The sequence below is a fragment of the Bacteroides sp. LFL-34 genome, assembly GCF_027257075.1.
GTDB lineage: Bacteria > Bacteroidota > Bacteroidia > Bacteroidales > Bacteroidaceae > Bacteroides > Bacteroides ovatus.
In genome coordinates, this window is the sequence record NZ_JAPQKZ010000041.1 from 1 (window position 1) to 12,378 (window position 12,378).

A 12,378-nucleotide genomic window follows, 5' to 3' on the forward strand; every position below is an offset into this window, starting at 1 on the left:
TGGATTGAAAATAAACTCAATAATCGACCTCGTAAAAGACTTGGATACCTCACGCCAAACGAAAAATTTAAACAAATTATTAATCAGAATTCTGTTGCATTTGCAAGTTGAATTCAGCAATTAAGAAACATATTGCTATCATGAAAGAGAAGATTGTTTGGATTTTTGTCGTTTTATATCTGTGTAGCTTTCATTTGAATGCCCAAAATGCAGAAAATAATCCTACTGGCGGCGGGTATCAAGTTGCAGCTGAAGGAGCTTGGTGTTGGTTTGCCGATCCGAGAGCCTTGCATTATGAAAACAAGGAGGGAACTATAAATAAGACATATATCGGTTACATCGATATTCATGGTAATATAAAGGCGATGCAGTATGACTTTCAAAAGAAGGAACAGGAAGAAGTATTGATCCGTTCGTATTTTCAGCCGGACGATCATAACAATCCCACTTTTCTTGTATTGCCCGATGAAAGAATCATGATTTTCTATTCAAGACATACGGATGAACCTTGTTTTTATTACAGAGTCTCCCGAATACCGGGGGATATTACTACTTTAGGTGAAGAAAAGAGGATTGAAACAAAAAATAATACGACTTATCCTTCTCCGTTTATTCTGTCGGATGATCCTGAACATATTTATTTATGCTGGCGTGGAATCGGTTGGCATCCGACTATTGCCAAGCTTTCATTACCGGACGGCAAAGATGAGGTGGATGTAGTATGGGGACCGTATCAAATCGTACAATCTACCGGCGCCCGTCCGTATGCGAAATACATGTCTAACGGGAAAGATAAGATTTATTTGACTTACACCACGGGACATCCGGATAATGAACTTCCCAACTTCCTTTATTTTAATTATATCGATATCAAAACATTGCAGTTGACTGATGTCAGGGGAACCGTACTTTCTACTATTGCCGACGGCACATTTAAGGTGAACAAGACAGGTGATTATGCGAAACAATACCCGTCTACGGTAGTGGATAATCCTTCTGAACGTGACTGGGTATGGCAAATAGCTTCGGACAGGAACGGAAATCCGGTGATAGCAATGGTACATATCAGCGATAATAAAGAATCTCATGATTATTACTATGCAAAATGGAACGGACACGAGTGGAAAAAGACTTTTCTTATTAATGCCGGTGGACATTTTCATCAGACGCCGAATTTAGAAAAGTGTTATAGTGCCGGTATGGCTATCGATCCGTCGAATGTTAATGAGGTATATTGCTCATTACCGGTAGAGGGAAAATATGGTAAGGTGTATGAGATTGTAAGATTTATCATGAGTGAAGATGGAGAGGTTATTTCTAAGGAGGCAGTCACAAAAGACTCGCAACTGAATAATGTCCGTCCTTATATGATACCGGCTTCAGAGGGTACCCCATTGCGGCTGACTTGGATGTATGGCAACTATTATGATTGGATTGTCAGTTTACAACATCCACAAGGCTATTCTACAGGAATAGCCTGCGACTTCAAAGGATTCCCCGATAGAAAAAAGAAGAAGATGATAGCGGCATCCGGCAAAGAAATACGATTTGATCCTGAAAAACCTTTTGTGCTGGAACAGACGATTACTCTTGGCGCAGATAATTATCAAGGTTGCTTGTTGCAACTCGGTGATCTGGAATATTATCTAAACGGAGAAACGATGAAACCTGAAATCAGATATAAAGGGAAGGTATATACCAGCACAAATGTATTGGGAACATCGGATTGTTGGAAAACACAGGCTCGTGGAACCGGTGGCAAGTGGTATACTCCGCAGAAATATGGGGAGGTTCGTTTGAGGATGGAATATAAGAAAGGTGTTTTATGTGTATATATAAATGACTTGCTCGATCAGAGAATTGACTTTGATTGAAAGCGAGCGAACTCTTTTATGGAGTGGGCTAATAAGTGGAATCCTCGTTTATATCGTATTATATAATAAATGAGGACTAAGTTCGAAGTACAAATTCTCCATAATATCATACATTTAATAGAGAATGATTGTTTTTAGCCCTTTTTTGACATATAAGTAGACCTTTATATTTTATGTATCATCTATCTTTGTAGACAAGAAATCTTATTTAATATCATGAATATGAATAGACATTGTGGAATAATTAAGTTTATATTATTAGGGGTGGTTTGTATATCATTACTGCCTGTATCAGTGCATGCACAGAAGTATACGGAGTTTATCCCCGGTGAAGTTTGGAAAGATACGGATGGAAATCCGATCAATGCCCATGGTGGCGGCCTTCTTTATCACGATGGTACTTACTATTGGTATGGCGAATACAAGAAAGGGAAAACCATTTTGCCTGACTGGGCTACGTGGGAGTGTTATCGTACGGATGTGACCGGAGTAGGTTGTTACTCTTCTAAAGACTTGCTGAATTGGAAATTTGAGGGTATTGTACTTCCGGCAGTTAAAGACGATCCGAATCATGACCTGCATCCCTCCAAAGTATTGGAACGTCCGAAAGTGGTTTATAATAAGAAAACGGGCAAATTTGTAATGTGGGCCCATGTGGAAAGTGCTGATTACAGTAAGGCTTGTGCCGGAGTGGCAGTTTCCGATTCTCCTGTCGGTCCGTTCGTTTATCAGGGAAGTTTTCGTCCGAACAATGCGATGAGCCGCGATCAGACTGTTTTTGTGGATGATGATGGACGTGCTTATCAGTTTTATTCTTCAGAAAATAATGAAACGATGTATATCAGTCTTCTGACTGATGATTATCTGAAACCGAGCGGACGTTTTACACGCAATTTCGTAAAAGAATCGAGAGAGGCTCCGGCAGTATTTAAATATAATGGTAAATATTATATGTTGAGTTCCGGTTGTACTGGCTGGGATCCTAATATAGCCGAGATCGCAGTAGCCGATTCTATTATGGGAACATGGAAGACAATCGGAAATCCTTGTACGGGACCGGATGCGGATAAAACGTTTTATGCCCAGAGTACTTATGTCCAGCCTGTTGTCGGAAAGAAGAATGCATATATTGCCATGTTCGACCGTTGGAAGAAGAAGGATTTGGAAGATTCCCGTTATGTATGGCTGCCTGTGTTGGTAAAAGATGGGAAAATAACTATCCCTTGGCATGAAAAATGGAACCTTTCTATCTTTGACAAATAAAAAATAAATATGAAACGGATACTGCTACTACTTTGCGGAATAATGCTCGTTCCCGTTATTGCCTGTTCCCAGCATTTGGTTGAAGTGGGAAAGGGGTATAGCTGTACTTCGGTCAATACGACGGTCTTTCGGAATAATTCGCTGGTTACACACGGTGATGAACAATATATCAGTTATTACGATAACGATGGCTATCTGGTACTTGGAAAGCGGAAACTGGATTCGGAACAATGGACATTACATCGCACCCAATATCAGGGAAATGTGAAGGATGCTCATAATATAATTAGTATGATGATAGATGGAGAAGGATACATGCACGTATCTTTTGACCATCACGGACATCCATTGAATTACTGCCGGAGCATTGCTCCCGGTTCTTTGGAACTGGGGGATAAAATGCCCATGACCGGAGTTGACGAAGGAAATGTCACCTATCCGGAGTTCTATCCTTTATCCGGAGGAGATTTATTGTTTGTTTACCGCTCCGGTTCTTCGGGTCGTGGAAATCTGGTAATGAACCGTTATTCGCTGAAAGAACACAAATGGACTCGTGTGCAGGATATACTGATCGACGGAGAAAATAAACGGAATGCCTATTGGCAGTTATATGTTGATGAGAAAGGGACGATTCATCTTTCATGGGTATGGCGCGAGACCTGGCATGTGGAAACAAACCATGATATTTGTTATGCCCGTTCTTTTGATAATGGGGTAACTTGGTATAAGACGAGTGGAGAACGATATGAACTCCCGATCAAATTGTCCAATGCGGAGTATGCCTGTCGTTTACCTCAAAACTGTGAGTTGATTAATCAGACGAGCATGAGTGCTGATGCAGGAGGAAATCCGTATATAGCTACTTATTGGCGGGAATCCGACAGTGATGTTCCTCAATACCGCATCGTCTGGAATGACGGGAAGATGTGGCATCAACGGCAGATAACCGATCGCCAGACACCTTTTACCTTGAAGGGTGGAGGTACGAAAATGATCCCTATTGCCCGTCCGCGTATTGTGGTAGAAGGTGGAGAAGTCTTTTATATTTTCCGTGACGAAGAACGGGGAAGCCGTGTGTCGATGGCACATGCGACTGATGTGGGTACGAGTAAGTGGACGATAACGGATCTGACGGATTTTTCGGTGGATGCCTGGGAACCCTCTCATGATACGGAACTTTGGAAAAAGCAGCGGAAACTGCATCTCTTTGTACAACACACCCGTCAGGGAGACGGTGAACGCACAGCGGAAATTGAGCCTCAAATGATATATGTATTGGAAACGAATATGGATACAAATAAATAAAGATATGAAGAAACTATATGTAACTCTTTTTTCTGCACTCTTTCTAGGCGGTGCAATCTGTGCAAGTTGTACGGATAAGAAGGATGCTTCTGCTGAAGAAGTGATAAACACTATTCATAAAGTGAATAATTATTGGCAGACGAATCATCCGGAACACGGACGTTCTTTTTGGGATAATGCCGCCTATCACACCGGAAATATGGAAGCTTATTTTTTGACTAAGCAGCCGGAGTATTTGGAATACTCGAAAGCCTGGGCGGAACATAATGAATGGAAAGGGGCAAAATCAGATCATAAGGAAAACTGGAAGTACAGTTACGGTGAAAGTGATGATTATGTGCTTTTCGGTGACTATCAGATTTGTTTTCAGACGTATGCCGATCTCTATAATATGGAACCGGATACACAGAAAATAGCCCGTGCCCGCGAAGTGATGGAATATCAGATGAGTACCCCCAATCATGATTATTGGTGGTGGGCAGATGGCTTATATATGGTCATGCCGGTCATGACAAAGATGTATAACATTACTAAGAATCCGCTCTATTTGGAGAAACTGCATGAATACCTCGCCTATGCTGATAGTATTATGTATGATGAAGAGGCCGGACTTTATTACCGGGATGGAAAATACGTGTATCCTAAACACAAAAGTGTGAACGGCAAAAAGGATTTTTGGGCACGTGGAGACGGCTGGGTATTGGCCGGATTGGCAAAAGTCTTGAAAGAACTTCCTGAAACAGATAAGTATCGTCCGGAATATATAGATCGTTTCCGTACCCTGGCTAAGTCGGTTGCTGCTTGTCAACAGCCGGAAGGTTACTGGACACGCAGTATGCTCGATCCATTGCATGCACCGGGACCGGAAACCAGTGGAACGGCTTTCTTTACCTATGGTTTACAATGGGGAATCAATAACGGTTTCCTAGATGCTGCAGAATATCAGCCGGTGGTTGAAAAAGCATGGAAATATCTCTCAACAGTTGCTTTGCAGCCTGATGGCAAGATTGGTTATGTGCAACCGATTGGTGAGAAAGCGATACCCGGTCAGGTGGTAGACGCAAACTCCACTTCGAATTTTGGAGTAGGTGCGTTTCTATTGGCAGCCTGCGAACGGGTTCGTTATTTGAATAAATAAATACAGGCACGGATTACACGGGTTTCGCAGCTCTTAGAGGCATGCCTTAATATAAGTCAACAGCGTAATCCGTGTAAGCCGTGCCTAAAATTTAATTCAGCATCAAGCTCATATATGGCTTTAACGGCTGAAGTATTCTATTGGTTAATTCGCTAATATTCATCTGTATATGCGTACCGGGCAGTCGCTCGGTACTATACATGCACTTCCCTTTACACAGGTAATAATAACCGTTATTGACAGATAATTGTTTATCCGATAATTCCAACTGCATTTCATCTTCGGGAAAAGCTGCGGCATAGATTTGCAGCACTTCTTTGGCATTGATGATACGTGCCATGCCTAGCGGATGTTGAGGCTGTTTCTCTTCGGGAGGCAAGATTTGAACCATGCACTTATATCCGGTGTGTTGCCGGATAGCATACAACAGGCTATATTCCACATCTTTATTTTCAGCGCAAAGCTCATTGATAATGATATGTTTGTCTCCTTTATATATAATGGTTATTCCTTTGATTTCGTTTTCCTGTCTGGCTACAAATAAATAACCTCCACTAATGGCAAGATCGGTCATAATAACCTGAAAGTCTTCCGATGTGTGCTGAATACAGCAAGCCCGTTCGGAAAGCTTCTTATTCAAATAGGAATAGACCTCCTCCTGAAATTCTGAAACAACACTGACCGCTATCTCTTTAGAAGGGATAAACTCGGGCAAAACGATCTCTTTAGTTGAATACTTGAATACCGAAGCATATCCCATACGGGCATAATAATCAAACAACCAGGGTTCTGCCGGTATTAATGTGCTGAAGTGTACTCCATTCCGTAACATCCGGGCGAAAGACTGTGATAAAAGCTCGCGCATGACCCCTTTGCTTCGGAAATCGGGATGCGTACAGGCTCCTGAAATATAGGAGGTCTGTACAGTCTCTCCACCAAAAGTCATCGGATAAGGAAGCATCTGAAGCGCAGAGATTACCTCATCGCCACTTTGGATGGCGACATTCACCTCTGTTTTATAGCGCAGTCTGAAGTACATTTCAACGAATTCTTCACTATCGTCAAAACAGATTTTCCACAATGCTTTTACTTGCTCCTTTATCATCATATTTATAATGGATTTACCATTTTACCATATTCATGGGATGCTCTTTGAGGCAAGCCATATATTTTTCCAGAATCGTTGCCGGCTGGTAAGACAGTTTGGCTTTGCGTAAACCCTCAATACCTAAATCCTCTTCCCGGTTGATATAGATATATTGTTCGGGAATCCGGTTGGCAAATTCATAATTAATCATGGCATACGCACCTTCAATACTGGTATCCGCTTTTTCTACATGTACGCCGAATGTTTCATGATTGATAGGCATACCGAATGTGAATGCGACAATTTTACCGTTCACATGCAAGATACCTCCCGTCAGTCCGAGTGCCTCGAAGTTGTGGAGAGCATAAATCAGGGCGCGACGTTCGTTGCCTGTCCCCTCCTGTTGGTCACAGTTATTCACTTTACACCACTCTGCTTCCAGATCCAGACATTCCTGAATACGGTCCGGGGTAATCGGTGTGTATTCGTAATCCGGATAAGTGTTGCGGAACCGGTTGATATGATTTCTTTTCGCTTGGAATTTCTTCCCTTTCAGCGTAGATAGATCACTTCTCAAATAAATATAATCCGCATAGTCGCGGTCTTCTGTGAAAGTGAACTGTTCCGGAAGGATAGCTTCGAGATCAGCGCGCATATTGCTGCACACTCCCAGCATACAGAAATGCTGGTTCTCTTTGCGGGCATCTTCTATCAGTTCCCACAATACTGCTTTCAAATCTCCTGTGCCTACGGGCATCATATAAGCAAGTTGTTCTCCCGCCCAGAACTTGAATACCAAAAAGTTGTCGACCACTGCGAATTGAGTGTCATATAAGAACCTCCAACTGCAAAGATTGGAGAATGAAAGATCGCAATTGCGGCGATCACTTTTCATCGTGAATGAGGTGATTGTGTCTTTGTCTGCTAATGTGATATCTTTAAATGGAATCATAAAATTGCTTTTTGCGTTTAACTCTTTATATAACGGAAAATCAAGAGATTTTGTTTTTACAAGACACCTAATAATCGAAGGATTGTAGGTGTGAGCAGTGCGGTGAAGATTCCATTCAGTGTCAGTCCCAGACTGGCGTATGCTCCATATTTGCTGCTGATATCCATTGCGGTGGAAGTTCCGACAGCATGAGCGGCTGTCCCCATCGAAAGCCCTTGGGCGATCGGACTGCCTACACGCATGATTTTCATGGTCTTAAAACCACAGATCGCTCCTAATAAACCTACTGCCACAACAACTGCCGCCGTCAGTGACGGAATACCGCCAATGGCTTTGGTTACTTCCATCGCAATCGGAGTCGTAACCGATTTGGGAGCCAGAGACAGGATTACTTCTTGGGAAGCTCCCATGAACTTCGCAATCAGCACTACTGAAATAACTCCGACAATGCAGCCTGCCAGTTGAGACAGAAGGATAGGCAGTAACTGCTTTTTTATCATTTCCAATTGAAGATATAAAGGTACGCCTAAAGCAACAACAGCCGGGCGGAGCCAGAACTCGATCAAATGTCCTCCTTTATTATAGGTCTCGTATGAGATATTTGTCATTTTAAGGAAGATGATTAATAGGGCGATGGTCAGCAATATAGGATTTAATAATACCAGTCCTGTTTTCTTCTGAAGCAATTTGGCAAAGAAGAAAATCCCGAAGGTGATAGCCAACAGGAAGAAATTATTCTCTAAGAAGCTCATTTGTCTTTATTCGTTAAGTTGATTTTATCTTTAAGGTGCAGTTTCTCCGACAGATGGAAATCCGTCAGGTGAAGTTTGCGCGCCAGCTTAATCTGACGTGCCAGCCTGAACTTGCGGACGATTTGATGTACCCATCCCGTAACGACAAGTACAAGCGCGGTGCTGATAATGGTCGCTGTCACTATCGGCCAGAACTCTGCCGCAATGACATCAAAGTATAGCATAAGAGCCACACCGGGCGGAACGAAAAAGAATCCTAAGTTGGCAACCAGAAAGTCGGACAATCCCTGTACCCAGTGTAACTTAATCCAACCTAATTTTAAAAAGAGGGTGAGCAGCAGCATACCGATGATGCTGGAGGGGAGCTTGATACCCGTAAGATAAACTATTAATTCACCCAAAGCCAAACAGCCAAATAAAATGGCGCACTGACGTATCATAACTAATAACCTATTGATTTTGTTTGAAAACGCTGCAAAGGTATGAAAAATAGGAGTACAGTGTTAAATATTACAATATTTTAGACTTGGAAGAGAAAAATAGGCGAAATTGTAATGTGGATATTGCAAAATTGAGTACTTTTGCACCGCAAATTACAAATTGTAAGGACGTTTTATAATAATATTCAATATATCTATGCTCAATTTAATCAACCAAATCGTGGCGCGTGCGAAAGCAAATCGCCAACGTATTGTTCTTCCGGAAGGAACTGAAGAACGCACATTGAAAGCTGCCAATATGATTTTGACAGACGAAGTAGCCGATCTAATTTTACTGGGTAAACCGGCAGAAATTAATGAACTTGCTGCAAAATGGGGATTGGGAAACATCGGTAAAGCTACTATCATTGATCCTGAAACTTCTCCGAAACACGAAGAATATGCGCAGTTGTTGTGTGAACTTCGTAAAAAGAAGGGGATGACTATCGAAGAAGCCCGCAAGTTAACGAATGATCCTTTATTCTTTGGTTGTTTAATGATTAAGAGCGGTGATGCTGACGGTCAGTTGGCTGGTGCCCGTAACACTACTGGTAATGTATTGCGTCCTGCTTTGCAGATTATCAAGACTGCGCCGGGAATCACTTGCGTGTCTGGTGCTATGTTGCTTTTGACTCATGCTCCTGAATACGGAAAGAATGGCATTTTGGTCATGGGTGACGTTGCTGTAACTCCGGTTCCGGACGCTAATCAGCTGGCACAGATTGCTATTTGTACTGCGCAGACTGCGAAAGCCGTTGCCGGTATTGAAAATCCGAAAGTAGCTCTGTTGAGCTTTTCAACCAAGGGTTCCGCTAAACACGAAGTAGTGGATAAAGTGGTAGAAGCTACTAAGATTGCAAAAGAGATGGCTCCTACTCTTGATTTGGATGGTGAAATGCAGGCTGACGCTGCTCTTGTACCGGAAGTGGGTGCTAGCAAAGCGCCGGGTTCTCCAGTAGCCGGAGAAGCAAATGTGCTGATCGTTCCAAGTTTGGAAGTTGGTAATATTTCTTATAAATTAGTTCAACGTCTGGGACATGCTGACGCTGTTGGTCCGATTCTTCAGGGTATTGCCTGTCCGGTAAACGACTTGTCTCGTGGTTGTTCTATCGAAGATGTATATCGCATGATTGCTATCACAGCTAATCAGGCCATTGCAGCAAAAGCGAATAAATAAGTATTAGATATAAACTATTAAGTATAAATCGACAACGACATGAAGATTCTGGTATTGAACTGCGGAAGTTCATCTATTAAATATAAATTGTTCGATATGACCACCAAAGAGGTGATTGCACAAGGTGGTATCGAAAAAATCGGTCTGAAAGGATCATTCTTGAAACTTACTTTGCCGAATGGTGAAAAGAAAATATTGGAGAAAGATATTCCTGAACATACAGTAGGAGTAGAGTTTATCCTGAACACGCTGATTAATCCTGAATACGGCGCTATTAAATCTTTGGATGAGATCAATGCAGTAGGTCACCGTATGGTACACGGAGGCGAGCGTTTCAGCGAATCTGTATTGCTGAACAAGGAAGTGCTGGAAGCTTTCGCTGCTTGCAATGACTTGGCTCCGCTTCACAATCCTGCTAACTTGAAAGGGGTAAATGCAGTTTCTGCTATTCTTCCTAACATTCCGCAGGTAGGTGTATTCGATACGGCTTTCCATCAGACAATGCCGGATTATGCTTACATGTATGCTATTCCTCACGAACTGTATGAAAAGTATGGTGTACGTCGTTATGGCTTCCACGGAACTTCTCATCGTTATGTGTCAAAACGTGTATGTGAATTCTTGGGTGTAAATCCGGTAGGACAGAAAATTATCACTTGCCACATTGGTAACGGTGGTTCTATCGCTGCTATCAAAGATGGTAAATGTATGGATACTACTATGGGCTTGACTCCATTGGAAGGCTTGATGATGGGTACTCGTAGCGGTGATATTGATGCCGGTGCAGTAACATTTATCATGGAAAAAGAAGGCTTGAACACAACCGGTGTTTCCAATCTGTTGAACAAGAAGAGCGGTGTACTGGGCATTTCGGGTGTATCAAGCGATATGCGTGAACTCTTGGCTGCTTGTGCGGCTGGCAATGAGAAAGCTATCCTTGCAGAGAAGATGTACTATTACCGTATTAAGAAATATATCGGTGCTTATGCTGCTGCATTGGGCGGTGTGGATATTATCCTGTTTACTGGTGGTGTAGGTGAGAACCAGATGGAATGTCGTCGTGAAGTTTGTAAGGATATGGAATTCATGGGTATCGAACTTGATAACGAAGTAAATGCTAAGGTTCGCGGTGAAGAAGCAATCATTTCTACTCCTGCTTCTAAAGTGAAAGTAGTAGTGATCCCAACAGATGAAGAACTGTTGATCGCATCGGATACAATGGATATCCTGAATAAGTAATAATTTTATTGCTGATATACAAAAAAAAGATGGACTCGATTTCGAGTCCATCTTTTTTTTGTCTTACTTTGCATATCAAATAGTTATATCCCGTTTTTGATATGCGTTACTCCGTCATAATTCCCGTTTATAATCGTCCCGATGAAGTGGATGAATTATTGCAAAGTCTTACTGTACAACACTTTAAGGGTTTTGAGGTTGTTGTTGTTGAAGATGGTTCTTCCATTCCCTGTAAAGGAGTAGTAGACCGGTATGCAGATCGGTTGAATATAAAATATTTCTCTAAACCCAATTCCGGTCCGGGACAAACCCGTAATTACGGAGCAGAACGTAGCGAAGGCGAATACCTTATTATATTGGATTCTGATGTCATCCTTCCCGAAGGCTACTTCGATGCGGTAGAGAAGGAGCTCACCACTTCTCCTGCCGATGCTTTTGGTGGCCCCGACCGTGCACACGATTCTTTCACTGATATTCAGAAGGCAATTAACTATTCCATGACCTCTTTCTTCACGACCGGAGGTATCCGTGGCGGAAAAAAGAAGATGGACAAATTCTATCCCCGTAGTTTTAATATGGGAGTTCGCCGGGGAGTGTACGAGGCTTTGGGAGGTTTTTCAAAGATGCGTTTTGGGGAGGATATTGATTTCAGTATCCGTATCTTTAAGAATGGGTACACTTGTCGTCTTTTTCCTGATGCCTGGGTATATCATAAACGTCGGACTGACTTGAAAAAATTCTTCAAGCAGGTGCATAACTCCGGCATTGCCCGTATTAATCTTTATAAGAAATATCCGGATTCTCTGAAACTGGTGCATTTGCTTCCAGCCGTATTTACATTGGGAGTGGCGCTTCTATTATTAGGAACCCCCTTCTGCCTCTTCAGTTTCACGCCTATCATTCTCTATGCATTACTCGTATGCATTGATTCTACTATTCAGAATAAAAGTCTGTCTATTGGCGTTTATTCCATTGCCGCCGCATTTATACAGCTTATCGGCTATGGTACAGGCTTTTGGCGCGCATGGTGGCAGCGTTGTATCAGAGGGAAGGATGAGTTTGAGGCTTTCCAAAAGAATTTTTATAAGTAATCCATTTTTTATTTGCCTATT

The 12,378-nt window shown here is 42.2% G+C and carries 11 protein-coding genes and 1 pseudogene; 8 read left to right on the plus strand and 4 right to left on the minus strand.

The window, feature by feature from the left end:
• The 5 genes and pseudogenes from N5O98_RS20640 to N5O98_RS20660 all read left to right on the plus strand — a co-directional run.
• Positions 1 to 111: pseudogene (locus N5O98_RS20640) on the plus strand (IS30 family transposase); the annotation flags it as partial.
• Between the two features lie 29 nt (positions 112 to 140).
• Positions 141 to 1,874, plus strand: coding sequence for a BNR repeat-containing protein (locus N5O98_RS20645; protein ID WP_004309676.1), 1,734 nt, complete (start codon positions 141 to 143; stop codon positions 1,872 to 1,874).
• A 222-nt stretch (positions 1,875 to 2,096) separates the two neighbouring features.
• Complete coding sequence (locus tag N5O98_RS20650) at positions 2,097 to 3,137, plus strand: glycoside hydrolase family 43 protein (RefSeq protein WP_022198972.1); 1,041 nt, start codon at positions 2,097 to 2,099, stop codon at positions 3,135 to 3,137.
• A 9-nt stretch (positions 3,138 to 3,146) separates the two neighbouring features.
• Positions 3,147 to 4,442, plus strand: coding sequence for a BNR repeat-containing protein (locus N5O98_RS20655; RefSeq protein ID WP_004322201.1), 1,296 nt, complete (start codon positions 3,147 to 3,149; stop codon positions 4,440 to 4,442).
• A 4-nt stretch (positions 4,443 to 4,446) separates the two neighbouring features.
• Positions 4,447 to 5,580 (plus strand): glycoside hydrolase family 88/105 protein, encoded by a 1,134-nt coding sequence (locus N5O98_RS20660; RefSeq protein WP_004309679.1) that lies wholly within the window; start codon positions 4,447 to 4,449, stop codon positions 5,578 to 5,580.
• Between the two features lie 91 nt (positions 5,581 to 5,671).
• On the opposite strand, the gene N5O98_RS20665 is transcribed toward N5O98_RS20660, so the two are convergent.
• From N5O98_RS20665 to N5O98_RS20680, 4 genes are read right to left on the minus strand one after another with little or no spacing between them, the layout of a single operon-like run.
• The gene (locus tag N5O98_RS20665) at positions 5,672 to 6,688 is read right to left on the minus strand and encodes a GNAT family N-acetyltransferase (protein WP_004305059.1); all 1,017 of its coding nucleotides are present in this window, start codon (positions 6,686 to 6,688) and stop codon (positions 5,672 to 5,674) included.
• A gap of 13 nt (positions 6,689 to 6,701) precedes the next feature.
• The gene (locus N5O98_RS20670) at positions 6,702 to 7,619 is read right to left on the minus strand and encodes a DUF2156 domain-containing protein (protein ID WP_004305058.1); all 918 of its coding nucleotides are present in this window, start codon (positions 7,617 to 7,619) and stop codon (positions 6,702 to 6,704) included.
• 56 nt (positions 7,620 to 7,675) lie between these two features.
• Positions 7,676 to 8,371 (minus strand): LrgB family protein, encoded by a 696-nt coding sequence (locus N5O98_RS20675; RefSeq protein WP_004305057.1) that lies wholly within the window; start codon positions 8,369 to 8,371, stop codon positions 7,676 to 7,678.
• Entirely contained in the window at positions 8,368 to 8,811 is a 444-nt protein-coding gene (locus N5O98_RS20680) for a CidA/LrgA family protein (RefSeq protein WP_004305056.1), read from the minus strand. The genes N5O98_RS20675 and N5O98_RS20680 overlap by 4 nt, the downstream gene beginning before the upstream one ends.
• A gap of 196 nt (positions 8,812 to 9,007) precedes the next feature.
• Between N5O98_RS20680 and pta the strand changes: the two genes are divergently transcribed.
• From pta to N5O98_RS20695, 3 genes are all read left to right on the plus strand, one after another.
• On the plus strand, positions 9,008 to 10,027 hold the full coding sequence (gene pta, locus N5O98_RS20685; protein ID WP_004305055.1) for a phosphate acetyltransferase: 1,020 nt from the start codon (positions 9,008 to 9,010) through the stop codon (positions 10,025 to 10,027).
• A 39-nt stretch (positions 10,028 to 10,066) separates the two neighbouring features.
• On the plus strand, positions 10,067 to 11,266 hold the full coding sequence (locus tag N5O98_RS20690; protein WP_004305054.1) for an acetate kinase: 1,200 nt from the start codon (positions 10,067 to 10,069) through the stop codon (positions 11,264 to 11,266).
• A 101-nt stretch (positions 11,267 to 11,367) separates the two neighbouring features.
• Complete coding sequence (locus N5O98_RS20695; protein WP_004310643.1) at positions 11,368 to 12,357, plus strand: glycosyltransferase; 990 nt, start codon at positions 11,368 to 11,370, stop codon at positions 12,355 to 12,357.
• Positions 12,358 to 12,378 lie beyond the last annotated feature (21 nt).